This window comes from Citrobacter sp. R56 (genome assembly GCF_016811995.1).
GTDB classification, from domain to species: Bacteria; Pseudomonadota; Gammaproteobacteria; order Enterobacterales; family Enterobacteriaceae; genus Citrobacter_D; species Citrobacter_D enshiensis.
In genome coordinates, this window is sequence record NZ_CP069159.1 from 1,601,258 (window position 1) to 1,627,894 (window position 26,637).

The following is a 26,637-nucleotide window of genomic DNA, read 5'->3' on the forward strand; positions in this document are numbered from 1 at the left end:
TTTGTTTTCCCTTGAAGTCCTTAACGATAAATATCGTTATAAAAAATGCCAAACGTGACGAGACTAATTACCTACGCATGATGAAACAATTCCTTAAGGTCAAAACTGTGGCAGAACGCACAATTTTATTCATAACGAGATAATGACCAGGCGAGGCAAAACGAGTTCGAGATTACCCGATCACTCCTGCTATTGCGAGCGAATTTACGTGATTTTTTATAAGAAAAAGTGATACGGAAAGTGAAAAAACGGGATTGAACAAATTAAGTACAGTTGGGGTAAAAAATAGGCAATTAACTAATTTATAAAGGGAATGTGATGACCCTTTGGATGATAGTTTCAGTGATGAATTATCCAGATTCACTCTCAGGAGATAAGAATATTCCCTGATGATAATGTTAATTACTGTGAGTTATTTGTTTAAAATTTGTTTGTTTTCGCCGGGGAGGTAGTGATCAAATAAGAAAATAACGCGATCGCTTAATGGCGTCATTAACCACCACGGTAATCCAATCAGTACCACCGTGAGCGAACCCACGACGATATCTGTCAGCCAGTGGGCGCCAATCATCACACGAGGAAAAGCAAAAACCACAAATATAATAAGGGCGGTAATGCCTGCGGTTTTTCCGAAATATCGCATCATAAATGCGGAAAAAATAAGCAGCATCATTCCATGATCGCCGGGAAAACTGTCTCTGGAGGCATCCTTGGTGGGAATATGCAACAACTCGCTCACGCGATAGATATTATCAAATGTGAGCGTCGGACTGGCGCGTTTAACCGGAATAAGCGTCTGACCAAGCTGATTTAGCACGACGGCAGTTAACAGCATCACCAGACCCATAATGACGATCTGCCGACGGCCCGCTGACGTCTCTTTTAACCAAAAGCGCAACATCAGACAACCCATCGCCAGCAGCGAACAGCCATCGAACGCCCGATTGTTGGTAATGGCGACCCCCCACAGGAATAGGCGATTTTCACCCAGCTTGTGGTTGAAAAAACGAAAGACCTCGACGTCGAGGGAGGCCCAGACCCCGTGATTTTCAGGCAGATACCATGATAAAAACAACGCCAGTCCAGCAAGATTCAGCAGGAATATGAGGGGATACCGGGTTTTCATCATCGTTTCGCCGTTCAAAAAATCGGAGGCAACCTTACGCGTTTTCAGCTAAACGAAGCTTCAACAATGCCGTCTGCAGCGCATTCCAGTCGGTATCCACGCTGGTGATAAGCTCAATTCGGCTGTCTGGCGGCGCGACATTTTGCGTCTCAATGTGCAGGTCATCCCCCTGGCGGTTAATGCGTACCAATCCTTCTTTTATACGCATCACGCCTTTGACGCGCGCAACAGGCGCAAGGCGAGCCCATTCCAGCAGACCGATGGTGTCAAATACGGTATCCGCATCGAAAATCCAGCCGCAGGCCTGGTGGCCCTGACCACTGTTCAGGCTACGACGCCAGCGTTGTTGCGCCGGTAAACTCAGCGCCGCAAGCCCCTTTTTGTCAGCATGCTGGTGGGCGTGTGCGGCACTGGAGGGCAGTTCTGCCCGGTTTAGCCGGGGTAAGTCCAGCCAATGGCCCTCTATTTTCCCCTGTTCGGTATGAATCAACTGACGATGACCGCCATACTGTTGCCACCAGGCGTGCAGCGCAGCCTGGCTTTCGGGCGTGGCGCGATCGGACTTGTTGGCCACAATGATATCGGCTGCCGCCAGCTGATCGCGAAAGTTCTCGTTGGTCACGCTTTTTTCATCCAATAAAAGGCGTGGATCAAGGACGCAAAGCGTGGCGCGAAGATCAATCCACGGTTCATAAACAGGGGCGGTGAGCAAATCCAGAATCTGTTTGGGATGTCCAAGCCCTGTGGGTTCAATCAGCAATCGATCGGGTTTACCCTGACGCAGAAGGGTATTCAGCCCAACCTGCATTGGCAGACCGTTAACGCAACACATGCAACCCCCAGGGATCTCTTTCAACAGCGCGCCGCTGTCGGCGAGCAGGGCGCCATCGATGCCGACTTCGCCAAACTCATTGACCAGCACCGCCCATTTTTCCGCCGGGTCTTTATTCGCTAATAGATGAAGAATGGAAGTGGTTTTTCCGCTACCGAGAAAACCGGTAATGAGGTTGGTTTTGGTCACATCTGCTCCAGAATGATTCGATACCTTAACGGTTTCCCGTCATCCTGGCGAAAAAAAGAGAAAAAGAGAAGAGGAGAGCGGGTGAAGAAACTCATCACCCGCATTAATGGCAGAAATAGTTAATTTTTTAACGTATCGATGATGGCCTGATGCGCCCCTTGTTGCGAGATACGTTGCCAGGCGTGTTCAATCACCCGCACAAATTGTGGGTTTTGCACGAGGTCGGCCGCAAAAATTTCGTGTAATGAAAGTAACGCGGTCACTCTTTGCGTGTCACTACTGTTTTCAACAATGGCGCGGATCTTTTCGCTCATCGGGTCGCGAACATCAATTGGCGCGCCTGCATCATCCACCCCGCTGACATAACGCATCCAGCCAGCGATGCCCAGCGCCAATAACGGCCATTCAGTTTGACGTGCCAAATGCACGCGAACACCTTCCAGCATGCGTTGAGGCAGCTTTTGGCTGCCGTCCATCGCTATCTGCCTGGTTTTGTGTTTCAGCGCCGGGTTAGCAAAGCGTTCGAGCAGGCTGTCGGCATACTGCGCAAGATCAACATTCGTGATGCGCAATGTCGGCGCCTGCTCCTGCATCATCAAACGGTATGCCGCCTCGCGAAATGCGCTGTTCTGCATGCAGTCGCTGATGTGCCGGAACCCCGCCAGATAACCGAGATAGGCCAGAAACGAGTGGCTGCCATTCAGCATGCGTAATTTCATCTGTTCCCACGGCAGAACATCCGCCACCATCTGCACGCCAGCGGCTTCCCACTGCGGGCGACCGGCGACAAAGTTGTCTTCGACTACCCACTGGATGAAAGGCTCACAGCTGATTGCGCAGGGATCCGGCACGCCCAGTTCGCGGGTAATTTCTTCCAGAGATTCGGGGGTGGCGGCAGGCACAATTCTGTCGACCATCGTGCCAGGAAAACTGACCTGTTCCGCAATCCATTTTGCCAGTTCTGTAGAACGTTTTGCCGCCATGCCCAGCACGGCGTTTTTCACTACATGGCCGTTGTCCGGGATGTTATCGCACGAAAGTACGGTAAAGGGCTTCAGCTCGCGCTCGCGTCTGCGATGCAGGGCTTCAACGAGAATACCCGGTGCCGAGTGGGGTTCCGACGGGTTCTGCATATCGTGGAGGATACGAGCGTTTGTCTCGTCCAGTGAACCGGTCGCCGGATCGATGCAGTAGCCTTTTTCGGTGATTGTCAGTGAAACGATCGCCACCTGCGGTTCACAAAATTTTTCGATAATCGCGGCGAGTGAATCCAGTTTTGCGTTCAGACACTCATTAACGGCGCCGATAACAATGGCCTGGTTGCCGTGTGCGCCTTTCTCCAGCACGGTATAGAGGTGATCTTGCGCGCGCAGGTCGCTCATCAATTGATCGCCGCTAAACAGGCTTACCTCACAGATTCCCCAGTCTCCGCCGTGTGAATTCAGAACCCTGTCCGTCAGTAACGCCTGATGGGCACGGTGAAAAGCGCCAAAGCCAAAATGGACGATCCGCGTTTGCAACTGCTGGCGATCGTATTGTGGCAATAGCACATTTTCCGGAAGTCGAACGGAAGCAATAGTAGTCATTAAGCGCACACCTGATTAACCATAAATTAACAACATCAGTGTAAAGTTATATGACAGCAAGTTAAATTGGTATGCCGTATTTATCCGGGGAATGTGAGCTGGATCAATCAAACATGGGTACTGTATTGATCATTGGCGAGATGCATGTATGGTAGTCGTCATGCAGATAAATTAATTTGGTATAACAACTTGTGAGGTGAAGCAATGGAACAAACCTGGCGTTGGTACGGACCTAACGATCCGGTATCACTTGATGATGTGCGTCAGGCTGGCGCAACGGGCGTTGTGACCGCATTGCACCACATTCCGAATGGTGAAGTGTGGCCAGTCGAAGAAATTCAAAAGCGTCAGGCGATTCTGGCGGAGAAAGGGTTGACCTGGTCGGTGGTGGAAAGTATTCCAGTACACGAAGACATCAAAACCCGCTCCGGGCAGTACCAGACGTGGATTGCAAACTATCAGCAGAGTATCCGTAACCTGGCAACGTGCGGGATTGATACCGTGTGTTACAACTTCATGCCGATCCTCGACTGGACGCGTACCGACCTTGAATATCAGTTGCCGGACGGCTCTAAAGCGTTGCGCTTCGACCAGATTGCTTTTGCCGCGTTTGAACTGCACATTCTGAAACGTGAAGGCGCGCAGGCCGATTACACAGAAGAAGAGCAGCGCCAGGCGCTGGCGTACTTCAATGCCATGACCGCAGCGGATATTGAGAAGCTGACGCGCAATATTATCGCCGGTTTACCGGGCGCTGAAGAAGGCTACACGCTGGACCAGTTCCGCGCGCGCCTGGCGGAATATGATGGCATCAGCAAAGACGATCTGCGTGACAACATGGCGGTATTCCTGCGCGCAATCGTACCGGTTGCGGAAGAGGCGGGTGTACGACTGGCGGTGCATCCGGACGATCCGCCGCGCCCAATCCTTGGTCTGCCGCGTATTGTCTCTACCATTGAGGACATGCAGTGGTTGAAAGAGACTGTCGACAGCATTCACAACGGCTTTACGATGTGTACCGGTTCTTACGGTGTACGTGCTGACAACGATCTGGTGAAAATGATTGAAACCTTCGGCGATCGTATTCATTTTACCCACCTGCGTTCCACGTGCCGCGAAGATAATCCGAAAACCTTCCATGAAGGCGCGCATCTGCAGGGCGACGTCGATATGGTTGCCGTGGTTACGGCGATTCTGACGGAAGAACAGCGTCGTAAGAAGGCGGGCGATCTGCGCCCCATTCCGATGCGCCCGGATCATGGCCATCAGATGCTTGACGATCTGCACAAGAAAACCAACCCAGGTTACTCCGCGATTGGCCGTCTGAAAGGGCTGGCTGAGGTTCGTGGGGTTGAGCTGGCGTTGAAACAAACGCAGTTCCGCGATCTGCTGTAAATCAACAATAAAAAAGGGACGGTGCTGAATGCGCCGTCCCTTTTTTGCATTTATGGTGCTGCTGACTCAGTCAGCACGGCCCATATAGCGACGTTCTTCAATATGGATGCGGATTTTTTCTCCGGCGCTCAGGTATTCAGGAACCTGAATCACCAGACCCGTGCTCAGCGTCGCGGGTTTGTTGCGGGCACTTGCTGAAGCGCCTTTAATGCCTGGTGCTGTTTCAACAATTTCCAGATCAACCGTCTGCGGCAGTTCAAGCGCCAGCAGTTGTCCATCCCAGGTCAGAACCTGCATATCAGGCATGCCGCCTTCCGGGACGAACAGCAACTCTTCTTCAATCTGATCTTTGGTGAAGGTATACGGGGTATAGTCTTCTTTATCCATGAACACGTATTCGTTGCCATCGACGTAAGAGAAATCAACGCCGCGACGGCTCAGGGTCACGGTATCCACGATGTCGTCGCCCTTGAAACGTTCTTCCACTTTCAAGCCAGTACGCACATCGGAAAAACGCATCTTGTACAGTGTTGCAGCACCGCGGGCGGAAGGGGACTGAATATCAATATCTTTTACAATCAGCAGCTTGCCATTGTAATTCAGTACCATACCTTTTTTAATTTCGTTCGCTCTTGGCATTGAAAAAATCCTGTTGTAAAGAATGTCAAAAATATCGCGTCAAACTACTCGCGCCCGGTCATTCAGGCAAGCGGAATTCACACTTTTGCTGGTGCAAAAAAGGTGATACTGTTCGCTGCCTTCGATCCGGTGGTTAATAAAAGAGAAAACAGTATGGAATGCCGTCCGGATTGCGGAGCCTGTTGCACGGCCCCTTCGATTTCCAGCCCCATCCCAGGCATGCCAGACGGCAAGCCAGCGAACACTCCCTGTATTCAGCTTGACGACCGTCTGCGCTGTAAGATTTTTGCTTCTCCGCTGCGCCCCAAAGTCTGCGCGGGATTACAACCCAGTGCAGAAATGTGCGGGCAGTCAGCGCAGCAGGCGATGACGTTTCTGATCACGCTGGAAGCGCTTACGGCGCCTTAAACATCTTTAATACGCAGCAGACAGCCCATTGTGACGACGATCATTACCAGGGCGAACCAAAATACGGAATGAAAACTCCAGAGTTCTGCCGCAATGCCCGCCAGAGAACCGGCAATAATCCAGCCGACACGAATCGTATTGGTATAGAGCGTGGTGGCTGACCCTGCCTGTCCCGGCATCAAATCCTGAAAATAGAGCATGCCGATACCCCCCAAAATCCCGATATAAATGGCGTTCAGCAATTGCAGGCCGAGCAACACCGCAGGAGAGTGCGCCAGCAACATCCCCGCGTAAAAGCAGAACCCGGCAACGATAGCAATACGCATCAGCAGACGTTTGCCCAGTCGTTTAGCGAAATATCCTGCGATCAGCATTGTCGGGATCTCTAACCCCGCCGCCGTGCCCATCATGATGCCTGCCAGCTTCTCAGGCAGATGCAATTCGTTGATGATAAACAGCGGCATATTAATGATATAGAGACTGTTGGTGCCCCACATTAATGTGCAAATAATAAAGAGCAGCAATGTATCGCGACGATTACGGCGGGGGGCTTCCAGGGCACCGGTCCCAAGGGGCGCTTCTTTGCGCATGGAAGGTAAAAACAGCCATACCATCACGCCACAGACAATAAACGCCACCGCCGCGCTCAGATACATGACAGTGAAGCTGAATCCCATCGCCAGCGCATAGGCCAGCGGCGGACCTATCACCCATGCCAGCGAAACCTGCGCACGGAGTATGGAGCTGAACATCACGGCTTCACGGCCGGTCCTGTCGGCATGTTCGCGGGCAAGAGCGAACATTTGCGGGTTGGCGGTCGAGCCAAAACTACTGAGGAAAACGCCGACAAACAGCAGAATAAAGTAGTTGCGGTTCCAGGCGAACAACACACAGGCCAGCATCCCCAGCGCGCAGCAAAAAACGATCAGACTTTTGCGATCGCCTTTCTTATCCGAACGCCCCGCCAGAAACTGACTGACCAGAATGCCGATCACCGCGCTCCCGGTAAAAAAGAAACCAACCATTGCCGGACGGGCATGAACTTCGTCAGTCAGAAAGAGGCTGAGCGTCGGCGTCTGTAACGCACCGGCAATACCGGTGAGAAACGCGACGAACAGAAACGCCCACGACGTCAGATCAAACGTTTTCGGGGTGGCGGCAACGGGGGTGTTATGCATGTTTTTATATCAATAATGTGAAGAGACGCGGAGTTTACGCTGCTCGTTAAAAAATAAACAGATACCTAAATCAAAATCGCCACGAAAAATCAAAATGGCATTTCACTCTTTTTATGCCTGGTGCTGACGTTGCTGAAATGGGGGTGTCGCTGTGGGGTTTTGCGTCAGCAATGCGTGCAACAAGGATATGGAAATGTGGTTTATATCTAACTTTTATCATCAAATGTGTAACTTTACTTGCGTGCTGACGCAGAAAGAGCAAGACTAATTGAAACGTTTCAGCGCTGTCTTGTTGTTCATGATAAACCAGATCAGCGTCTTTTTTCTCATAATGGCTGAATCGTTTCAATTCGGCAGGAGAGGAGAATCATGTTCCAGTTATCTGTTCAGGATATTCACCCGGGCAAGCAGGCCGGAAACAAAGAAGAGGCCATTCGCCAGGTTGCCGCCGCATTAGTGCAGGCGGGCAATGTGGCGGAGGGTTACGTTGCTGGCATGCTGGCGCGTGAGCAACAGACATCCACCTTCCTCGGTAATGGGATCGCCATTCCACATGGCACCACGGACACACGCGATCAGGTGTTGAAAACCGGCGTTCAGGTGTTTCAGTTTCCGCAGGGCGTGACCTGGGGAGAAGGGCAGGTCGCTTATGTGGCGATTGGTATTGCCGCCAGCTCCGATGAACATCTCGGGCTGCTGCGTCAACTGACGCACGTGCTGAGTGATGATTCGGTGGCTGAACAGCTGAAATCAGTCACGACGGCTGACGAGCTGCGCGCATTGCTGATGGGAGAAAAGCAGAGTGAACAGCTGAAGCTTGATAACGAAACCCTGATGCTGGACGTCGAGGCCCGCGATCTGCTGACGCTGCAGGCGCTCAATGCGGCGCGTCTGAAAGAAGCAGGGGCAGTGGACGCGGCATTTGTCGCGAACACGATCAACGAGCACCCCATGAACCTGGGGCAGGGTATCTGGCTGAATGACAGCGCGACAGGCAATGTGCGTAGCGCTATCGCCGTCAGCCGTGCAACCCGTGAATTTGACGTGCAGGGCGAGTCGGCGGCCATGCTGGTGACTGTCGCGATGAACGACGATCAGCCTGTCGCGGTCCTTAAGCGTCTTGGCGATCTGCTGTTGGACAATAAAGCTGACCGATTGCTGAAAGCGGACGCCGCAACAATGCTGGCGCTGCTGACCAGCGATGAAGCATTGACTGATGATGTGCTGAACGCGGAGTTTGTCGTGCGCAATGAGCACGGCTTACATGCCCGTCCTGGCACCCTGTTAGTCAATACCATTAAACAATTTAATAGTGAAATTACCGTGACAAATCTTGATGGAACCGGAAAACCGGCGAATGGACGCAGTTTGATGAAAGTGGTTGCGTTAGGTGTGAAAAAAGGCCACCGCCTGCGTTTTACCGCCCAGGGGGCAGATGCTGAACAGGCGCTGAAAGCGATTGGCGATGCCATCGCGGCAGGTCTTGGGGAGGGCGCATAATGAGCAGACGTGTTGCTACCATCACCCTGAATCCGGCGTATGACCTGGTGGGTTTTTGCCCGGAAATTGAACGAGGCGAAGTGAACCTTGTCAAGACCACGGGCCTGCATGCGGCGGGTAAAGGCATCAATGTCGCCAAGGTATTGAAGGATTTAGGTATCGATGTCACGGTCGGCGGTTTCCTGGGCAAAGATAACCAGGACGGCTTTCAGCAATTGTTCAGCGAACTGGGCATTGCTAACCGATTCCAGGTGGTGCAGGGCCGTACCCGCATTAACGTCAAATTGACCGAGAAAGACGGTGAAGTGACCGATTTCAACTTCTCCGGTTTTGAAGTGACGCCAACCGACTGGGAACGTTTCGTTAATGATTCGCTAAGCTGGTTGGGTCAGTTTGACATGGTTTGCGTTAGCGGCAGCTTGCCATCCGGCGTCAGCCCAGAGGCGTTCACTGACTGGATGACTCGCCTGCGCAGTCAGTGTCCATGCATTATCTTTGATAGTAGTCGTGAAGCATTAGTCGCCGGGCTGAAAGCGGCACCCTGGTTGGTAAAACCTAACCGCCGTGAGCTGGAGATTTGGGCTGGCCGTAAGCTGCCAGAAATGAAAGATGTCATCGACGCCGCACATGCCCTGCGCGAACAAGGGATCGCTCACGTGGTGATTTCGCTGGGGGCAGAAGGCGCGTTGTGGGTAAATGCGTCAGGTGAGTGGATCGCTAAACCACCGTCTGTCGAAGTGGTGAGTACCGTTGGCGCGGGGGATTCGATGGTTGGCGGTCTGATTTATGGCCTGCTGATGCGCGAGTCCAGTGAACATACGTTACGTCTGGCGACAGCGGTTGCTGCCCTGGCCGTAAGCCAAAGCAATGTGGGCATCACCGATCGTCCTCAGTTGGCCGCAATGATGGCGAGGGTCGACTTACAACCGTTTAATTGACAGCAGGAGAAGCAGAATGAAAACGCTGCTGATTATTGACGCTAATCTTGGCCAGGCTCGCGCTTATATGGCGAAAACCCTGCTCGGAGCGGCGGCACGTAAAGCAAAACTGGAAATTATCGACAATCCGAATGATGCCGAACTGGCCATCGTCTTAGGCGAAACCGTGCCAAATGACAGTGCGCTGAACGGTAAAAAAGTCTGGCTGGGTGATATCGCACGCGCTGTCGCCCATCCGGAACTGTTTTTGAGCGAAGCGAAAGGCTATGCTAAACCGTACAGCGCGCCGGTAGCGGCGGCTCCTGCGGTTGCTGCCAGCGGTCCGAAACGGGTTGTGGCGGTGACCGCGTGTCCGACAGGCGTCGCCCATACGTTTATGGCGGCAGAAGCCATTGAAACCGAAGCGAAAAAACGTGGATGGTGGGTGAAAGTTGAAACCCGTGGTTCTGTTGGTGCGGGCAATGCTATCACCCCGGAAGAGGTGGCGCAGGCGGATCTGGTGATCGTGGCGGCGGATATTGAAGTTGACCTTGCCAAGTTTGCGGGAAAACCGATGTACCGTACGTCGACCGGTCTGGCGCTGAAAAAAACAGCGCAGGAACTGGATAAAGCGGTTGCTGAGGCCGTGCCGTATCAGCCCGCAGGCAATACTCAGGCGGCAGGAACGGAAGGTAAGAAAGAAGGGGCGGGGGCGTACCGTCACCTGCTGACCGGCGTGTCTTACATGTTGCCGATGGTTGTTGCGGGGGGATTGTGTATTGCGTTGTCCTTCGCATTTGGTATCGAGGCATTTAAAGAACAAGGGACGCTGGCGGCGGCGCTGATGCAGATTGGCGGCGGTTCGGCTTTCGCACTGATGGTGCCGGTTCTCGCCGGGTACATCGCCTTCTCAATTGCGGATCGCCCGGGTCTGACGCCAGGCCTTATCGGCGGTATGCTGGCTGTGAGCACCGGTTCCGGCTTTATTGGCGGGATCATTGCTGGCTTCCTGGCCGGTTACATTGCGAAGTTGATTAGCACCCGGCTGAAGCTTCCGCAGAGCATGGAAGCGTTGAAACCTATCCTGATCATTCCGTTAATTTCCAGTCTGGTGGTCGGTCTGGCGATGATCTACCTCATCGGTAAACCCGTTGCCGGTATTCTGGAAGGGTTGACCCACTGGTTGCAAACAATGGGGACGGCGAATGCGGTACTGCTGGGCGCTATCCTGGGTGGCATGATGTGTACCGATATGGGTGGGCCGGTCAACAAGGCGGCCTATGCGTTTGGCGTTGGCCTGCTCAGTACGCAAACCTATGCGCCGATGGCGGCGATTATGGCGGCAGGGATGGTTCCACCGCTGGCGCTGGGACTGGCGACGCTGGTTGCGCGGAGTAAGTTCGATATGGCGCAGCGTGAAGGGGGAAAAGCCGCGTTAGTGCTGGGGCTGTGCTTCATCACTGAAGGTGCGATTCCTTTCGCCGCGCGCGACCCGATGCGTGTTCTGCCATGCTGTATCGTCGGTGGCGCATTGACTGGCGCTATCTCTATGGCGGTCGGCGCGAAACTGATGGCACCCCACGGCGGCCTGTTTGTTCTGCTGATTCCTGGGGCAATTACGCCGGTGCTGGGATATCTGATGGCTATCGTTGCCGGTACGCTGGTGGCGGGTCTGGGATATGCTTTCCTGAAGCGCCCGGAAACAGAGGCTGTCGCAAAAGCCGCCTGATTTCCTTCGCATAACACTCGCATAAAAAGGGCAGAGATTTCTCTGCCCTTTTTGTTATGTATTGCTTGATGGTGACTAGGCTACCGCTTGTTCAGTCTGTTGTGCCTTCAGCCAGGCAATCTCTTGTGCCCAAATGTCGGGGTTGATGGTTTCGAGAACCAGTGGAATACCATCAAAACGGTTGTCCTGCATGATCCAACGGAACGCATCGTGACCAATGTTGCCTTCACCTAAACTGTGGTGGCGGTCGACGCGGCTACCGAAGGTGCTTTTGGCGTCATTCAGATGCATGCCGCGCAGGTATTTAAACCCGACAATGCGTTCAAACTCCGCAAAGGTCTTTTCGCACTCGGCGGCGCTGCGCAGATCGTAGCCTGCGGCGAAAGCGTGGCAGGTATCAATACAAACGCCAACGCGCGACTTGTCTTCCACGCCATCAATGATGGCGGCCAGATGTTCAAACTTAAAGCCAAGATTGCTGCCCTGGCCAGCCGTATTCTCAATCACCGTGGTGACGCCCTCGGTTTGGGACAGGGCAATATTGATGGATTCCGCAATGCGCGCCAGACACTCGTCTTCAGGGATCTGCATCAGGTGGCTGCCCGGGTGGAAGTTCAGGAGCGAGAGTCCGAGTAACTCGCAGCGTTGCAGTTCATCAAGAAACGCATCGCGTGATTTTTCCAGCGCTTCGCTGACCGGATGGCCGAGGTTGATCAGGTAACTGTCGTGCGGGAGGATTTGCGCAGAGGAAAAGTGGTATTTCTCGCAGGCGGCTTTAAAGTCATCAATGGTTTCAGTCGTGAGCGGTGCTGCGCGCCATTGACGCTGATTTTTTGTGAAAAGCGCAAATGCCGTCGCCTCGATTTCAGCGGCGCGAATCGCGGCATTTGCCAGACCGCCAGCAGCGCTGACGTGCGCTCCAATATATTTCATGAAAGACTCCTGTTAACCCCACAGGGGAGAAAAAGCATTTCCCAATGATAGCGGGTTAACAGGAGGAGGATGTAGTGGTTTATGCCATCAGGCTATGGATCGCAACGTTAATCATGCCACCGCCGACGATTAACCAGATGAAAAGCACCAGCGCCATCAGTAACGGTTTCGCACCTGCTTTCTTCAACGCGCTGACGTGGGTGGTCAGACCCAGTGCCGCCATCGCCATTGCCAGCAGAATGGTGTCCAGCGTCACCAGCATGCTCACGACCGCCTGCGGTAACAGGTGGAATGAGTTAAAGATGGCAACCACAATGAACAACACCGCAAACCACGGAATGGTGATTTTGCTTTTTTCCGAACCGCTGGCAGGTGACAACTGTTTCACACGGGCAGCCAGCAGAATAAGGAATGGCGCTAGCATCATTACACGGAGCATTTTCGCAATGACCGCTGCGTTTTCCGCATCCGGGTTAATCGCGTGTCCTGCCGCGACCACCTGCGCAACTTCATGCATGGTTGACCCAATATAGATACCGTACGTTTCCGGGCTGAACCAGTGCGCCAGCAGCGGATACATCGCCGGATAGAGAAAGATAGCCAGCGTGCCGAAGATAACGACGGTTGCAACGGCAACGGTCACTTTACTGGCTTCAGCTTTCACGACCGGTTCGGTCGCCAGTACGGCGGCAGCGCCGCAAATGCTGCTCCCGGCGCCAATCAGCCAACTGGTGTGGCGATCCAGTCCAAAGACTTTCTGCCCCAGAAAACACGCCAGCATAAAGGTGCTGGAGAGCGTTAATACGTCAATCACAATACCGCTGATGCCGACATCCGCAATCTGCGAAAAGGTCAGGCGAAAGCCGTAGAGAATGATCCCCAGACGCAATAAATGTTGTTTGGCAAACAGCACGCCGCCGTCGCATTGTTTCCAGATCTGCGGGTAGACCGTATTACCGATCACCATCCCCAGCAAAATAGCCAGCGTAAGGGCGCTGAATCCGGCCCCCCCGATGGCGGGAATGGAACCACCCCACAGGGCAGCCCCAGTGATTACTGCGCTCAGGGCAAGCCCTGGAAGAAAATGCCACACTGTACGACGATGATTCTGTAAGGTGAGTTCTGTCATAACCTTCTCCTTTAGTTGGAGAAAAGAGTACGGCGAACTGGTTTAAAAATAAAATTGATTATATATTTATAATTAATCTTTATAAGTGGTAAGCAGGCGCTGCCCGGGTGGAAAACGACGATGCACATCACGCTGCGACAACTCGAAGTCTTTACCGAAGTACTGAAAAGCGGGTCGACAACTCAGGCATCCGTGATGTTGTCGTTGTCGCAGTCTGCCGTGAGCGCAGCGCTGACCGATCTGGAAGGCCAGCTTGGCGTTCAGCTCTTTGACCGGGTAGGGAAGCGGCTGGTGGTTAACGAGCACGGGCGTCTGTTATATCCCCGTGCGTTGGCGTTGCTTGAGCAGACCGTCGAAATTGAGCAACTGTTTCGCGAAGATAATGGCGCCATTCGCGTGTATGCCAGCAGCACCATTGGTAACTACATTTTACCGGCAGTTATTGCCCGCTATCGGCAGGATTATCCCGACTTGCCGCTGGAACTGAGCGTCGGCAACAGTCAGGACGTTATCAATGCGGTACTGGATTTTCGTGTGGACATTGGTCTTATTGAGGGACCCTGCCACAGTACGGAAATTATCTCTGAGCCGTGGCTGGAAGATGAACTGGTGGTATTTGCCGCGCCAACGTCTCCGTTGGTTCAGGGACCGGTGACGCTGGCTCAACTGGCGGCAGCGCCCTGGATCCTGCGTGAGCGAGGCTCGGGTACGCGGGAAATTGTTGATTACCTGCTGTTATCGCATTTACCGAGATTCCAGATGGCGATGGAATTGGGCAATTCCGAGGCGATCAAGCATGCCGTACGCCACGGTCTGGGAATAAGTTGCCTGTCACGTCGGGTGATTGAAGAGCAGCTGGAAAGCGGAAAACTGGTCGAAGTGCCGGTGCCATTACCGGGTTTGAACCGCACCTTGTGGCGGATTCATCATCGGCAGAAACATTTGTCCAATGCGCTGCAGCGTTTTTTACGCTATTGCGTCATTCAACCGGAAAGCTAAGAAACCGGATGGGGGCGAGCCCATGCTGCATGCAGATATCGGCAGTTTTCGCGTAGTACCAGGTGGCGAACGGCATGGGTTCCCAGCAGCGCACGTAATTTTGCGGGCTGAAGAGGGTAAAGTGCAGGGTGAAAATCAGCGTGTTGGCGACGAGCAGCAGCGCCAGCGTAAGACCAAGAATAATGCGTATTACCGTTTTTTCAGCCAGTGTTGCAGTGTGCGTAAAAAAGAGTTGTTGATTAAATAACCAGCATACAGCCATCAGTACGGGAATTGAGCAGACGAAGTTAGCCTTCAGCAGCGAAACTGAAATGAAGTCTGGTGCCTGTGTTAAGAGCAGTAGCGGGAAATAATCCGGCAACAGATACAACGCAAACAGTGTCAGACAGGGCATCACAACAATGGCTGTCACATACTCCATAACGTTATGTTCCTTGTCGGGAGCGATGCGATTTGCCCTGGGTTTCATGGCGCTTTCTCCGGCGCAGGGCGTTTGACTTCATAGCCATTCACGCGACACCAGTTTGTATCCGATACATAGATATCAATCTTATGGCCGCGAGCGCTTTTCATCTCGCAAACACCCAGTTGTGGGTTATCGTCGTAACGGGAAATCGTGCTGAAGCGCAAACCGGTGATGACTACACTCCATATTGGGAAAAGCAGTACACACACAATGGAAAGATAAAAAATGCAGTTATGGATCCGATTGTTTTTTTTCGTACGCCAGTCGGTGAAGGTTCCCAGCAGTAAGCAAGCCGCGAAAAACAGGACACCGCTGAAAGCAGAACAGGAGGTATCGGTTAGGTGATCGGGTGTCAAACGCCAGTCTTCAATAATCTGGACACTGATATAGAGGCCAGACACAAAGAGATAGAGACAGAAAATCGACATCCCGGTAGACAGCAAGAACAACTCTTTTCGCTTTTTAGCCATTTCCTATAGCCCACTTTCCCTGTGTTACCGCCTATTTTGCGTCCAGGTGCGGCCTCTCAGCGTGCGCTTTTGTGCTACTGCGACATTACTGCTTTACTTATAACTGACCGCTCATCATGAAGGTCTCTTATAACAGCGCATTTGTGCCGGAAGGAATGTCATTCGTCTGCTACAATCGCGCCTCATTTTTTGGATGGATAGCATTTTCACATGGTTTCCGAAATTAAAACCACAGAAGCGCCCGCGTTACGTCGCGAACTTAAGGCGCGCCACCTGACGATGATCGCCATTGGTGGTTCCATCGGTACAGGTTTGTTCGTTGCATCCGGTGCAACGATTTCTCAGGCGGGCCCAGGCGGCGCGCTGTTTTCCTACATTTTGATTGGCCTGATGGTGTATTTCCTGATGACCAGTCTTGGTGAACTGGCCGCGTATATGCCGGTTTCCGGTTCGTTTTCGACTTACGGTCAGAACTACGTAGAAGAAGGCTTTGGCTTCGCGCTGGGCTGGAACTATTGGTACAACTGGGCCGTAACCATTGCGGTTGACCTTGTGGCGGCGCAACTGGTGATGAGCTGGTGGTTCCCGGACACGCCAGGCTGGATCTGGAGTGCGCTGTTCCTGTGCGTCATTTTCTTGCTGAACTACATCTCCGTGCGCGGATTTGGTGAGGCGGAATATTGGTTCTCGCTGATCAAAGTCACCACCGTGATTATCTTTATCGTGGTTGGCGTGATGATGATCATCGGCATCTTCAAAGGCGTAGAGCCGGTAGGCTGGAGTAACTGGACGACGGGCGATGCGCCGTTTGCCGGGGGCTTTGCGGCGATGATAGGTGTGGCGATGATCGTCGGCTTCTCATTCCAGGGTACCGAGTTGATCGGTATTGCTGCGGGTGAGTCAGAAGATCCGGAGAAGAACATTCCGCGCGCAGTGCGTCAGGTGTTCTGGCGTATCCTGCTGTTCTATGTGTTCGCCATTCTGATTATCAGCCTGATCATTCCATACACTGATCCGAGTCTGTTGCGTAACGACGTGAAAGACATCAGCGTCAGCCCGTTCACACTGGTATTCCAGCACGCGGGTCTGCTCTCTGCGGCAGCGGTAATGAACGCAGTTATCCTGACGGCGGTGCTGTCGGCGGGTAACTCGGGTATGTATGCGTCTACCCGTATGCTCTACACCCTGGCGTGCGACGGCAAAGCGCCGCGTATTTTCGCGAAGCTTTCTCGTGGTGGGGTACCGCGTAACGCGCTGTATGCGACAACGGTGGTTGCGGGTCTGTGCTTCCTGACTTCTATGTTTGGCAACCAGACTGTTTACCTGTGGCTGCTGAACACGTCCGGGATGACGGGCTTTATCGCCTGGCTGGGGATCGCCATTAGTCACTATCGTTTCCGTCGCGGCTATGTGATGCAGGGGCATGATATTAAGGACTTACCGTATCGTTCAGGATTCTTCCCGCTGGGGCCGATCTTTGCGTTCGTGCTGTGTCTGACGATTACGCTGGGCCAGAACTACGAAGCCTTCCTGAAAGACACCATTGACTGGGGCGGCGTGGCGGCGACCTACATCGGTATTCCGCTGTTCCTGATTATCTGGTTCGGCTACAAACTGACCAGAGGTACGCGCTTCGTTCGTTATAGCGAAATGCAATTCCCGGAACGTTTCAAGAAATAGTGTGAGTCAGTTGTCGGCAGGATTTGGCGTTTGCGCTGCCCTTCGACAACGATGAATAAGAAAAAACCCCGGCAGAGATGCCGGGGTTTTTTGTTGTACTGAACTCAGAAGTTGTACGTTAAACCGACTGTATAACGACGACCATCGAGAATCGTGTCATAGGTATCGTAATCGATCTGCTTATCCAGCGCGTTGTATACCCCAGCGGTCACCAGCAGATTCTTGTTGGCGTTGTAGCGCATGCCCACATCAACCTGAGTATAAGAAGGCGTCCCCTGCGACATCGACGTACGGCTCAGGTATTCAGAGGTTTTACCGCGGAAGTTCAGGCGGCTCCAGAAACCGACATCCTGCGTTGCCTGCCAGTCCAGCGTGGTGTTGAACATGTGTTTCGGCATCTTGTTCAATGGTTTGCCCGAGAACTGGCCGCTTTTCTGCTCTGATTCGGTATAGGTGTAGTTCGCCGTCCAGTTCAAATCGGAGGTGATCTCCCAGCCAAACGTCGATTCCACGCCGCGCATGTTTGCTTCATCAACGTTGACACGATCGCTGACGAAATCGTAGGTTTCATCGCCGATAGTACAGGCGGGATCGGCGCTGCTGTTGCAGCGGCGAACTTCGGTGATCTTGTCTTTGAAATCGGTGTTGAACAGGGTGACGCCGGCGTTGAGGTTATCGCCGTTATCCCACAGCAGGGCGATTTCTTCGCTCAGGCTTTTTTCGGGTTTCAGATCCGGGTTACCCACAATGATGCCATTCAGGCGACCACCGCCAGTGACCTGTCCCCAGCTTGCTGAAGACTGGCGCAGATCAGGGGCGCGGTAGCCCGCAGAAACGCCACCTTTCACGGTCCACTGCTCCGCCAGATGCCAGACACCGTAGCCGCGTGGCGTCCAGTTGTCGCCGTAGTTTTCATCTTTATCCATTCGCAGGCCGCCGGTCAGCGTGAAGGTGTCGGTGATCGCCCACTCATCTTCAGCAAACAGTGCCCAGCTCCAGCGCGTCAGTTTGTTCAGGCCATCGGCCGCCTGCAACTGGTTTCCGTTATCGCGGAGTTTTTCATAACGGTATTGCCCGCCCAGCGTCAGAGTATGTGCGCCGAGGAATATCTGGTTCTGGTTGTTGAAAATCGTATTGTAAGACTTCATCTCGCGACCCGGGTTATTGGTCTCTTCCTGCTGAACGTAGCTGGTGGTGTTGAAGTCATCGTAATAACCGCTGTGCGTTAATGAGTACGTGGTGTGCTCGTAGCGGTTTTCACTTTTGGTGTTGGGTTTACAGGTGGTGCCACGGCAGGTGACTTCCGCCATGGACATGCCTGGCGTGCTGTCGCGGTCCTGCAATTCGCGCGCAATGTCGAAATCAATATCGTTTTTTTCATCTGGCGTAAAGTTAAGTGTCAGGCCGCCGTTGCGCAGGCGCTGCTCATTAAAGCCATTGACGATCTGATCCTCGGCGCGGCGTGACAGCAACCCTGTCACTTTAGCGCCCAGCAATCCGTCAATTAACGGACCAGAGGCATAGGCGTTTGTCTGGAAGAGATCGCCGGAATCACTGTTTTCCTGGAAGGTGGCATCGCCATGCAGAGAACCGGTCCAGCCTTTGGTATTGGAGACTTTCTTGGTGATCACGTTGATCACGCCACCCATCGCGTCAGAGCCGTAAAGAGATGACATCGGTCCGCGAATCACTTCGATCCGCTCAATAGACTCTAGTGGAGGCAGCCAGCCTTGTTCAATCCCGGCGTTATCGCTGTTCGGTCGCGTGCCGCGGGTGCTGATTCGCTTACCGTTGACCAGGAAAAGCGTGTATTGCGAGGCCATGCCGCGAATACTGATGTCGCTACTGCTCCCGCCGCCGGTCACTACCACGCCAGGGACATCTTTTAGCGCATCGGTGACATCGCGGTAGGCTTTATCCTCAATCTGCTGTTTGGTAATCACAGAGATGGAGGCGGGGGCGTTCTGAATCTTCTGCTCAAATCCCGTAGCGGTAACAACGACGGTGTCCTGGTCAGCAGCATGGGCGAGTGATGGGAGGCTGGCTACGCTTACTGCGATAGCTACGGCCTTAACGTGAGGTATGGTCATTTGTATCATTCCATTAAATGAATAAAAAAACTGCGTGTCATGTGTAAAGCCACGACGACTGTATGTATTTGTCTTTTAAGTATTCTTTACGTAGATGAGGCGGGGGAATTGTACAAAAGAATGATTTTTTGTAAACACAAATGATAATTGGAATCATTTGTGTTTGTGTGAGTTTGAGTTGAAATAGTTTTAAATCAATAAGATAGATAAATGTAAATATGGCGGGAATGTGAAGGAAAAATGAAGATACGCGGGAGGAGAAGGAGGGCTGGCGCCCCCCTAAATTACTTCAACAAATGCTGTGCGTGAAACCGCAGATGATCCTCAATAAAAGAGGCAATGAAGTAATAGCTGTGATCGTAGCCGGGTTGAATGCGCAGTGTCATTGGCCATGACGTCTGGCGAGCCGCTTCCGCCAGTACCGCAGGCTGGAGCTGATCGGCGAGGAACTGATCGTTATCGCCCTGATCCACCAGGGTTGGAATGGCGTGTTCGGGTTTACTGGCCAACATTAACGCACAGCTATCCCACTCGGCCCACTGCGTCCTCTCTTCACCCAAATACGCGGTAAAGGCTTTTTCACCCCACGGCACGCGACTCGGATTCACAATGGGCGCAAAAGCGGAAACGCTGGTGTATTTACCGGGATTCTTCAGCGCCATGATGAGTGCGCCATGTCCGCCCATCGAATGTCCGCTGATAGCGCAGCGGCTGCTGACGTTAAATTGCGACTGGATAAGCAATGGCAGTTCATCGCGCAGATAATCATACATGCGAAAATGCGTGGCCCAGGGCTGCTGTGTCGCATTCAGGTAGAATCCGGCGCCTTTGCCCAAATCGTAATGTTCATCATCGGCGACCTGTTCACCACGCGGGCTGGTGTCTGGCATGACCAGCACAATCCCCAGTTCTGCCGCGATGCGCTGCGCACCGGCTTTGGTGGTGAAGTTTTCATCATTGCAGGTCAACCCTGACAGCCAGTACAGCACGGGAGGCGGCGCGGTATCACGGGGAGGGGGAAGAAAAATACTGAATGTCATCGCGCAATTCAGCGTGCTGGCGTCGTGCCGCCAGCGTTGCTGCCAGCCTTCAAAACAGCGGTGCTCTTCGAGCATTTCCATGCGTGGCTCCTGTTGTGTTGTGCGTTGTGAACTCCCCATAATACAGATTATTCATTGTGCTGTGAGTAACTTTCACTTCCGCATTTAGCTAACATGCTTCATCATCTACACAACTTTGCATTAACACTCAGGCATCGTGAGCCATCAGGTTTGCCGGTCAGGGGAGGCGTGTAAAATCCAGGTGATGAAAGGCAGCGTCAATTTCAATAATTATCACTGCGAATACTGGATTATGTGCGCGGCCTCACGCACAATGTTTGGGCTGTCATACAGCTTAAAAACTTTGCCCCACGTAGGGCAGAGGCGCCACACCTGCAGGAGAAAAAGAAATGTCATCACTCAGTAAAGAAGCGGCTCTGGTTCATGAAGCGCTGGTTGCGCGTGGTCTGGAAACCCCGCTGCGCCCGCCCGTGCATGAGATGGATAACGAAACGCGCAAACGTCTTATCTCAGGCCACATGACTGAGATCATGCAGTTATTGAATCTTGATTTGAGCGATGACAGTCTGATGGAGACGCCTCACCGCATCGCCAAGATGTATGTCGATGAGATCTTCTCCGGTCTTGATTACGCCAACTTCCCCAAAATCACCGTCATTGAAAATAAAATGAAGGTCGATGAAATGGTAACGGTGCGTGATATCACCCTGACCAGTACCTGCGAACACCATTTCGTGACCATCGATGGGAAGGCGACGGTGGCATATATCCCGAAAGAGTCGGTGATTGGCCTGTCGAAAATTAACCGTATCGTGCAGTTTTTTGCCCAACGCCCGCAGGTTCAGGAGCGTTTGACCCAGCAAATTCTGACGGCGCTGCAAACATTACTGGGTACTAACAATGTGGCGGTGTCGATTGACGCAGTGCATTACTGCGTGAAAGCGCGTGGAATTCGCGATGCGACCAGCGCAACGACGACGACCTCGCTCGGTGGGTTGTTTAAATCCAGCCAGAATACCCGCCAGGAGTTCCTGCGCGCTGTTCGTCACCACAACTGATTAAGGCCCAGGCTATGGAGCGTAATGTCACGCTGGATTTTGTTCGTGGCGTTGCCATCCTGGGCATTCTGCTTCTCAATATCAGCGCCTTTGGTTTGCCAAAGGCCGCGTATCTCAATCCCGCCTGGTACGGCGATATTACCACTGCGGATGCCTGGACCTGGGCTGTCCTCGATCTCTTTGCGCAGGCCAAATTTCTCACACTCTTTGCACTGTTGTTCGGCGCGGGGCTGCAAATGTTGCTGCCGCGCGGCAAACACTGGATCCAGTCACGTCTGACGCTGCTGGTGTTGCTGGGATTTATTCACGCCCTGTTTTTCTGGGATGGCGACATTTTGCTGGCCTACGGTCTTGTGGGGCTGATTTGTTGGCGACTGGTGCGTGACGCGCCCTCCGTGAAGAGCCTGTTCAACACCGGCGTCGTGCTTTATCTGGCAGGGATCGGTGTTTTGCTGCTGCTGGGAACGATCTCGGGTAATGAGATCAGCCGGGCCTGGACCCCGGATGCTTCCGCGCTGTTGTATGAAAAATACTGGAAGCTGAACGGGGGAGTGGAGGCCATCAGCAATCGAATTGACGGGCTGTCGAACAGTTTGCTGGCGCTGGGGGCGCAGTATGGCTGGCAACTGGCGGGGATGATGTTGCTGGGGGCGGCGTTAATGCGAAGCGGCTGGTTGAAAGGTCAGTACAGCCTGCATCACTACCGCCGAACAGGCACCTTACTGATTGTCGCCGGGGTCTTGATTAATCTGCCCGCCATCGTCGCGCAATGGCAGTTGGACTGGGCCTGGCGTTGGTGCGGTTTTCTGTTACAGGCGCCGCGAGAGCTGAGCGCGCCGTTTCAAACGCTGGGGTACACCGCGCTGATGTTTGGCTTCTGGCCTCAGTTGAGCCGCAGCAAACTGGTTATCGCCATTGCTTGCGTAGGGCGAATGGCGCTGAGTAATTACCTCCTGCAGACGCTGATCTGTACCACCTTGTTTTATCACTTCGGTTTGTTTATGAAATTTGACCGACTGGGGCTGTTGCTGTTTGTGGTTCCAGTGTGGCTGGTGAACCTGCTTTTCTCCGTCATTTGGCTCCATTTCTGGCGTCAGGGGCCGGTGGAATGGCTGTGGCGTCAATTGACCCTACGTGCGTCAGGGGCATCATTATCTCGATCATCCAGATAACGATCTGGATCACATTCATTAACAAAACGCATGTAACCGTTTCCAACCCTGTGACCTTACTCACGCAGTCCTGCGCGCGTCGCTGACAAAATGGCCGCCTGCAAAAGGGGTGTCTGTGAGCAACGGCAATTTCAAACAGGGTAGTGAATATGATAACCATTCGTGATGTGGCACGTCAGGCGGGTGTCTCTGTGGCGACCGTTTCTCGTGTACTGAATAACAGTACGTTGGTGAGTCCTGATACGCGTGACGCCGTCATGAAAGCGGTCACTTCACTGGGTTATCGTCCGAATGCAAATGCGCAGGCGTTGGCAACGCAGGTGAGCGACACCATCGGCGTTGTGGTGATGGATGTTTCAGATGCCTTTTTTGGCGCGCTGGTAAAAGCGGTCGATCTGGTTGCTCAGCAGCATCAGAAATATGTGCTGATTGGCAACAGCTACCACGAGGCTGAAAAAGAACGGCATGCCATTGAGGTGTTGATCCGCCAACGCTGCAACGCCCTGATTGTCCACTCAAAAGCGCTAAGCGATCGGGAACTGAGCGAATTTATGGATCAGATCCCCGGCATGGTGCTGATCAACCGTCTCATCCCCGGCTATGCCCACCGCTGCGTCTGTCTGGACAATATCAGCGGCGCAAAAATGGCCACGCGGATGCTGCTTAATAATGGTCACCAACGCATTGGCTATCTGGCTTCCAGCCACCGTATTGAAGATGACGCGATGCGAAAAGAAGGGTGGTTAGCCGCACTGAGAGAGCAGGGGATCACCCCGTCTGAGAGCTGGGTTGGTACAGGCTCGCCTGACATGCCGGGTGGCGAATCCGCCATGGTTGAGCTTTTGGGGCGCAACCTGCAACTCACCGCCGTGTTTGCCTACAATGACAACATGGCCGCCGGCGCGCTCACCGCGTTGAAAGACAACGGCATTGCCATCCCACTACATCTGTCAATTATCGGTTTTGATGATATTCCCATCGCACGTTACACCGACCCGCAACTGACGACGGTGCGCTACCCGATTGCGTCAATGGCAAAAATGGCGACTGAACTGGCGTTACAGGGCGCAGCAGGCACGTTAGATGCATCGGCAACGCATTGTTTTATGCCGACTCTGGTGCGTCGGCATTCCGTGGCATTGCGACAGAATGCGGCCCTGATCACTAACTAAAAATGTCGTTGTATGTAACCGCTTTCAATATGTGAGTAAATTCACAGTATCTTAACAATGTGATGGCTATGATGGCACCGTTTCAAGCGCTGTAACTATTATGTAACGGTGAGCAATCAGTTTTACCGCTGCGTTAGCGCTTTAAACAATAATTAAAGCCTATTTTTGGAGCGTTACCGGGCACGGAATAAAGATTTTTTAAAAGTGAGCTTCGGCGTTCAGTAACACTTCATTAACGTTCTGCCCTGCCGAGCATTTTTCTCAAGTACTACCCTGCATAATAAAACCGGAGATACCATGAATAAGAAGGTGTTGACTCTGTCTGCTGTGATGGCAAGCATGTTATTCGGCGCGGCTGCGCACGCTGCTGATACCCGCATTGGTGTGACGATCTATAAATACGATGATAACTTTATGTCCGTGGTACGTAAGGCTATCGAGCAAGATGCCAAAGCGGCACCTGACGTACAGCTGCTGATGAATGACTCCCAGAACGATCAGTCTAAACAAAACGACCAGATCGACGTTCTGCTGGCGAAAGGCGTGAAAGCGCTGGCGATCAACCTGGTTGACCCGGCGGCGGCAGGCACAGTGATTGAGAAAGCGCGTGGTCAGAATGTCCCGGTTGTCTTCTTCAATAAAGAACCTTCCCGTAAGGCGCTGGACAGCTATGACAAAGCCTATTACGTCGGCACTGACTCTAAAGAATCCGGAATTATTCAGGGCGACCTGATTGCGAAACACTGGCAGGCGAATCAGGGTTGGGATCTGAACAAAGATGGCCAAATTCAGTTTGTTCTGCTGAAAGGCGAGCCGGGCCACCCGGATGCTGAAGCCCGTACCACCTACGTTATCAAAGAGCTGAACGATAAAGGCATCAAAACCGAGCAGCTGCAGTTAGATACCGCGATGTGGGACACCGCGCAGGCGAAAGATAAAATGGATGCCTGGTTGTCCGGTCCGAACGCCAACAAAATTGAAGTGGTTATCGCCAACAACGATGCAATGGCAATGGGTGCTGTAGAAGCCCTGAAAGCGCACAACAAAACCAGCGTACCGGTATTTGGTGTGGATGCATTGCCTGAAGCGCTGGCTTTGGTGAAATCCGGCACGCTGGCGGGTACCGTGCTGAACGATGCCAACAACCAGGCGAAAGCGACGTTCGATCTGGCGAAAAACCTGGCGGATGGCAAAGCCGCTGCTGAAGGCACCAACTGGAAAATTGAGAACAAAATTGTTCGCGTTCCTTACGTAGGTGTTGATAAAGATAATCTGACTGAGTTCACCAAAAAATAATTGTTGTTATCCGTTTTCTCGGGCGCAAATCTCTTGCGCCCTTTAATAACGCACTCTGCGAGGCCAACAAGGTATAATTATGGTCAGCACTACTACTCAGTCGTCAGGCGAATTCTTGTTAGAAATGAGCGGCATCAACAAGTCTTTCCCCGGCGTTAAGGCACTTGATAATGTCAATTTAAAAGTCCGCCCCCATTCCATTCATGCATTAATGGGAGAAAACGGTGCAGGGAAATCAACATTATTAAAATGTCTTTTTGGAATCTATCAAAAAGATTCTGGCAGCATTTTATTTCAGGGCAAAGAAATCGATTTTCATTCCGCCAAAGAAGCGCTGGAGAATGGCATTTCGATGGTTCACCAGGAATTAAACCTGGTGTTGCAGCGTTCCGTGATGGACAACATGTGGCTGGGGCGTTATCCCACGAAAGGCATGTTTGTTGATCAGGACAAAATGTATCGCGATACCAAAGCGATATTTGATGAGCTGGATATTGATATCGACCCGCGGGCGCGAGTGGGGACGTTATCCGTTTCACAAATGCAGATGATCGAAATTGCGAAAGCGTTCTCGTATAACGCTAAAATCGTGATTATGGATGAACCTACCTCTTCATTAACAGAGAAAGAGGTTAATCATCTGTTTACCATTATCCGTAAGCTGAAAGATCGCGGCTGCGGTATTGTCTATATCTCTCATAAAATGGAAGAAATTTTCCAGTTATGCGATGAGGTCACTGTCTTGCGCGACGGCCAGTGGATTGCGACGCAACCGCTGGAAGGGCTGAATATGGACAAAATTATCGCCATGATGGTCGGGCGCTCGCTGAACCAGCGCTTCCCGGACAAAGAAAACACGCCTGGCGAAGTGATTCTGGAAGTGCGTAATCTGACCTCTTTACGTCAGCCTTCAATCCGTGACATCTCGTTTGATCTGCATAAAGGGGAGATCCTGGGGATTGCCGGTCTGGTCGGGGCAAAACGTACGGACATCGTTGAAACGCTGTTTGGTATCCGTGAAAAATCGTCTGGCACCATTACGTTGCACGGCAAAAAGATTAACAACCACAGTGCTAATGAAGCCATTAACCATGGTTTTGCGCTGGTGACGGAAGAGCGTCGTTCGACCGGTATTTACGCCTATCTGGATATTGGCTTCAACTCCTTGATTTCCAATATTCATAATTACAAAAATAAAGTCGGTCTGTTGGACAACTCCCGGATGAAGAGTGATACCCAATGGGTCATTGACTCTATGCGGGTAAAAACGCCGGGCCACCGTACGCAAATTGGTTCTCTTTCGGGCGGAAACCAGCAAAAGGTCATTATTGGCCGTTGGTTGTTAACTCAGCCAGAAATATTAATGCTGGACGAACCTACGCGTGGGATTGATGTGGGCGCGAAATTTGAAATTTATCAGTTAATCGCGGAGCTGGCGAAGAAAGAGAAGGGAATCATTATCATCTCCTCGGAGATGCCGGAATTGTTAGGGATCACAGATCGTATTCTGGTAATGAGTAACGGTCTCGTTGCTGGAATTGTTGACACCAAAACGACTACGCAAAACGAAATTCTGCGTCTTGCGTCTTTGCACCTTTAAGATCAGGGGCTC

General features: G+C 52.5%; 23 protein-coding genes. 12 read left to right on the forward strand and 11 right to left on the reverse strand.

Annotation, left to right across the window (positions count from 1 at the left end):
* Positions 1-412: 412 nt before the first annotated feature.
* The 3 genes from JM656_RS07625 to JM656_RS07635 form a co-directional block, all read right to left on the reverse strand.
* Positions 413-1,126 carry a phosphatase PAP2 family protein gene (locus JM656_RS07625; protein WP_203361239.1) on the reverse strand — a complete coding sequence of 238 codons (714 nt, stop codon included), beginning with the start codon at positions 1,124-1,126 and terminating at the stop codon, positions 413-415.
* Positions 1,127-1,160: 34 nt separating this feature from the next.
* Complete coding sequence (locus JM656_RS07630) at positions 1,161-2,147, reverse strand: GTP-binding protein (RefSeq protein WP_203360638.1); 987 nt, start codon at positions 2,145-2,147, stop codon at positions 1,161-1,163.
* Positions 2,148-2,266: 119 nt separating this feature from the next.
* Positions 2,267-3,733 (reverse strand): mannitol dehydrogenase family protein, encoded by a 1,467-nt coding sequence (locus JM656_RS07635; protein ID WP_203360639.1) that lies wholly within the window; start codon positions 3,731-3,733, stop codon positions 2,267-2,269.
* A 204-nt stretch (positions 3,734-3,937) separates the two neighbouring features.
* On the opposite strand from JM656_RS07635, the gene uxuA reads away from it, so the two are divergent.
* The gene (uxuA, locus tag JM656_RS07640; protein WP_203360640.1) at positions 3,938-5,128 is read left to right on the forward strand and encodes a mannonate dehydratase; all 1,191 of its coding nucleotides are present in this window, start codon (positions 3,938-3,940) and stop codon (positions 5,126-5,128) included.
* A 66-nt stretch (positions 5,129-5,194) separates the two neighbouring features.
* Here uxuA and yeiP read toward each other — a convergent pair whose 3' ends face one another.
* Positions 5,195-5,767: an elongation factor P-like protein YeiP gene (yeiP, locus tag JM656_RS07645; protein ID WP_203360641.1), complete on the reverse strand. Its 573-nt coding sequence runs from the start codon at positions 5,765-5,767 to the stop codon at positions 5,195-5,197.
* 153 nt (positions 5,768-5,920) lie between these two features.
* Here yeiP and JM656_RS07650 point away from each other — a divergent pair, with 153 nt between their 5' ends.
* Positions 5,921-6,175, forward strand: a complete 255-nt coding sequence (locus JM656_RS07650; RefSeq protein WP_203361240.1) for a YkgJ family cysteine cluster protein — start codon at positions 5,921-5,923, stop codon at positions 6,173-6,175.
* On the opposite strand, the gene setB is transcribed toward JM656_RS07650, so the two are convergent.
* On the reverse strand, positions 6,172-7,353 hold the full coding sequence (setB, locus tag JM656_RS07655) for a sugar efflux transporter SetB (RefSeq protein ID WP_203360642.1): 1,182 nt from the start codon (positions 7,351-7,353) through the stop codon (positions 6,172-6,174). The genes JM656_RS07650 and setB overlap by 4 nt on opposite strands.
* A 369-nt stretch (positions 7,354-7,722) precedes the next feature.
* Here setB and fruB point away from each other — a divergent pair, with 369 nt between their 5' ends.
* Genes fruB through fruA form a run of 3 tightly spaced genes read left to right on the forward strand, consistent with a single transcriptional unit; the run spans position 7,723 to position 11,499 of the window.
* Positions 7,723-8,853 (forward strand): fused PTS fructose transporter subunit IIA/HPr protein, encoded by a 1,131-nt coding sequence (gene fruB, locus JM656_RS07660; RefSeq protein ID WP_203360643.1) that lies wholly within the window; start codon positions 7,723-7,725, stop codon positions 8,851-8,853.
* A complete protein-coding gene (fruK, locus tag JM656_RS07665; RefSeq protein WP_192612813.1) occupies positions 8,853-9,791 on the forward strand; it encodes a 1-phosphofructokinase in 939 nt (312 codons plus the stop codon). The genes fruB and fruK overlap by 1 nt, the downstream gene beginning before the upstream one ends.
* A 16-nt stretch (positions 9,792-9,807) precedes the next feature.
* Positions 9,808-11,499, forward strand: a complete 1,692-nt coding sequence (fruA, locus tag JM656_RS07670; protein ID WP_203360644.1) for a PTS fructose transporter subunit IIBC — start codon at positions 9,808-9,810, stop codon at positions 11,497-11,499.
* Between the two features lie 75 nt (positions 11,500-11,574).
* Here the strand turns inward: fruA and nfo are convergent, their stop codons facing one another.
* Positions 11,575-12,432, reverse strand: coding sequence for a deoxyribonuclease IV (gene nfo / locus JM656_RS07675; RefSeq protein WP_203360645.1), 858 nt, complete (start codon positions 12,430-12,432; stop codon positions 11,575-11,577).
* Between the two features lie 79 nt (positions 12,433-12,511).
* The gene (locus JM656_RS07680; RefSeq protein WP_192612810.1) at positions 12,512-13,561 is read right to left on the reverse strand and encodes a YeiH family protein; all 1,050 of its coding nucleotides are present in this window, start codon (positions 13,559-13,561) and stop codon (positions 12,512-12,514) included.
* Positions 13,562-13,681: 120 nt separating this feature from the next.
* Here JM656_RS07680 and yieE point away from each other — a divergent pair, with 120 nt between their 5' ends.
* Entirely contained in the window at positions 13,682-14,560 is an 879-nt protein-coding gene (yieE, locus tag JM656_RS07685; RefSeq protein ID WP_203360646.1) for a DNA-binding transcriptional regulator YeiE, read from the forward strand.
* On the opposite strand, the gene JM656_RS07690 is transcribed toward yieE, so the two are convergent.
* Complete coding sequence (locus tag JM656_RS07690; protein WP_203360647.1) at positions 14,541-14,981, reverse strand: hypothetical protein; 441 nt, start codon at positions 14,979-14,981, stop codon at positions 14,541-14,543. The genes yieE and JM656_RS07690 overlap by 20 nt on opposite strands.
* A gap of 44 nt (positions 14,982-15,025) precedes the next feature.
* Positions 15,026-15,496 (reverse strand): hypothetical protein, encoded by a 471-nt coding sequence (locus JM656_RS07695; protein ID WP_203360648.1) that lies wholly within the window; start codon positions 15,494-15,496, stop codon positions 15,026-15,028.
* A 210-nt stretch (positions 15,497-15,706) separates the two neighbouring features.
* On the opposite strand from JM656_RS07695, the gene lysP reads away from it, so the two are divergent.
* Positions 15,707-17,176, forward strand: a complete 1,470-nt coding sequence (gene lysP, locus JM656_RS07700; RefSeq protein ID WP_203360649.1) for a lysine-specific permease — start codon at positions 15,707-15,709, stop codon at positions 17,174-17,176.
* A gap of 104 nt (positions 17,177-17,280) precedes the next feature.
* Here the strand turns inward: lysP and JM656_RS07705 are convergent, their stop codons facing one another.
* Positions 17,281-19,266 (reverse strand): ligand-gated channel protein, encoded by a 1,986-nt coding sequence (locus tag JM656_RS07705; RefSeq protein ID WP_203360650.1) that lies wholly within the window; start codon positions 19,264-19,266, stop codon positions 17,281-17,283.
* Positions 19,267-19,550: 284 nt separating this feature from the next.
* On the reverse strand, positions 19,551-20,387 hold the full coding sequence (gene fghA, locus JM656_RS07710; protein ID WP_203360651.1) for an S-formylglutathione hydrolase: 837 nt from the start codon (positions 20,385-20,387) through the stop codon (positions 19,551-19,553).
* A gap of 329 nt (positions 20,388-20,716) precedes the next feature.
* Between fghA and folE the strand changes: the two genes are divergently transcribed.
* The 5 genes from folE (at position 20,717) to mglA (ending at position 26,625) form a co-directional block, all read left to right on the forward strand.
* The gene (gene folE, locus JM656_RS07715) at positions 20,717-21,385 is read left to right on the forward strand and encodes a GTP cyclohydrolase I FolE (protein ID WP_043000121.1); all 669 of its coding nucleotides are present in this window, start codon (positions 20,717-20,719) and stop codon (positions 21,383-21,385) included.
* Between the two features lie 14 nt (positions 21,386-21,399).
* Complete coding sequence (yeiB, locus tag JM656_RS07720; protein ID WP_203360652.1) at positions 21,400-22,557, forward strand: DUF418 domain-containing protein YeiB; 1,158 nt, start codon at positions 21,400-21,402, stop codon at positions 22,555-22,557.
* A gap of 149 nt (positions 22,558-22,706) precedes the next feature.
* Positions 22,707-23,729, forward strand: a complete 1,023-nt coding sequence (gene galS / locus JM656_RS07725; RefSeq protein ID WP_203360653.1) for an HTH-type transcriptional regulator GalS — start codon at positions 22,707-22,709, stop codon at positions 23,727-23,729.
* A 297-nt stretch (positions 23,730-24,026) separates the two neighbouring features.
* A complete protein-coding gene (mglB, locus tag JM656_RS07730) occupies positions 24,027-25,025 on the forward strand; it encodes a galactose/glucose ABC transporter substrate-binding protein MglB (protein ID WP_203360654.1) in 999 nt (332 codons plus the stop codon).
* Positions 25,026-25,104: 79 nt separating this feature from the next.
* A complete protein-coding gene (mglA, locus tag JM656_RS07735; protein WP_203360655.1) occupies positions 25,105-26,625 on the forward strand; it encodes a galactose/methyl galactoside ABC transporter ATP-binding protein MglA in 1,521 nt (506 codons plus the stop codon).
* Positions 26,626-26,637 lie beyond the last annotated feature (12 nt).

What these genes read in the sequence shown, in the direction of transcription:
- JM656_RS07625 (WP_203361239.1), bottom strand. Translation starts at nt 1,126, where the DNA reads ATGAAAACCCGGTATCCCCTCATATTCCTGCTGAATCTTGCTGGACTG.
- JM656_RS07635 (WP_203360639.1), bottom strand. Translation starts at nt 3,733, where the DNA reads ATGACTACTATTGCTTCCGTTCGACTTCCGGAAAATGTGCTATTGCCA.
- uxuA (WP_203360640.1), top strand. Translation starts at nt 3,938, where the DNA reads ATGGAACAAACCTGGCGTTGGTACGGACCTAACGATCCGGTATCACTT.
- yeiP (WP_203360641.1), bottom strand. Translation starts at nt 5,767, where the DNA reads ATGCCAAGAGCGAACGAAATTAAAAAAGGTATGGTACTGAATTACAAT.
- JM656_RS07650 (WP_203361240.1), top strand. Translation starts at nt 5,921, where the DNA reads ATGGAATGCCGTCCGGATTGCGGAGCCTGTTGCACGGCCCCTTCGATT.
- setB (WP_203360642.1), bottom strand. Translation starts at nt 7,353, where the DNA reads ATGCATAACACCCCCGTTGCCGCCACCCCGAAAACGTTTGATCTGACG.
- fruB (WP_203360643.1), top strand. Translation starts at nt 7,723, where the DNA reads ATGTTCCAGTTATCTGTTCAGGATATTCACCCGGGCAAGCAGGCCGGA.
- fruK (WP_192612813.1), top strand. Translation starts at nt 8,853, where the DNA reads ATGAGCAGACGTGTTGCTACCATCACCCTGAATCCGGCGTATGACCTG.
- fruA (WP_203360644.1), top strand. Translation starts at nt 9,808, where the DNA reads ATGAAAACGCTGCTGATTATTGACGCTAATCTTGGCCAGGCTCGCGCT.
- nfo (WP_203360645.1), bottom strand. Translation starts at nt 12,432, where the DNA reads ATGAAATATATTGGAGCGCACGTCAGCGCTGCTGGCGGTCTGGCAAAT.
- JM656_RS07680 (WP_192612810.1), bottom strand. Translation starts at nt 13,561, where the DNA reads ATGACAGAACTCACCTTACAGAATCATCGTCGTACAGTGTGGCATTTT.
- yieE (WP_203360646.1), top strand. Translation starts at nt 13,682, where the DNA reads ATGCACATCACGCTGCGACAACTCGAAGTCTTTACCGAAGTACTGAAA.
- JM656_RS07690 (WP_203360647.1), bottom strand. Translation starts at nt 14,981, where the DNA reads ATGGAGTATGTGACAGCCATTGTTGTGATGCCCTGTCTGACACTGTTT.
- JM656_RS07695 (WP_203360648.1), bottom strand. Translation starts at nt 15,496, where the DNA reads ATGGCTAAAAAGCGAAAAGAGTTGTTCTTGCTGTCTACCGGGATGTCG.
- lysP (WP_203360649.1), top strand. Translation starts at nt 15,707, where the DNA reads ATGGTTTCCGAAATTAAAACCACAGAAGCGCCCGCGTTACGTCGCGAA.
- JM656_RS07705 (WP_203360650.1), bottom strand. Translation starts at nt 19,266, where the DNA reads ATGACCATACCTCACGTTAAGGCCGTAGCTATCGCAGTAAGCGTAGCC.
- fghA (WP_203360651.1), bottom strand. Translation starts at nt 20,387, where the DNA reads ATGGAAATGCTCGAAGAGCACCGCTGTTTTGAAGGCTGGCAGCAACGC.
- folE (WP_043000121.1), top strand. Translation starts at nt 20,717, where the DNA reads ATGTCATCACTCAGTAAAGAAGCGGCTCTGGTTCATGAAGCGCTGGTT.
- yeiB (WP_203360652.1), top strand. Translation starts at nt 21,400, where the DNA reads ATGGAGCGTAATGTCACGCTGGATTTTGTTCGTGGCGTTGCCATCCTG.
- galS (WP_203360653.1), top strand. Translation starts at nt 22,707, where the DNA reads ATGATAACCATTCGTGATGTGGCACGTCAGGCGGGTGTCTCTGTGGCG.
- mglB (WP_203360654.1), top strand. Translation starts at nt 24,027, where the DNA reads ATGAATAAGAAGGTGTTGACTCTGTCTGCTGTGATGGCAAGCATGTTA.
- mglA (WP_203360655.1), top strand. Translation starts at nt 25,105, where the DNA reads ATGGTCAGCACTACTACTCAGTCGTCAGGCGAATTCTTGTTAGAAATG.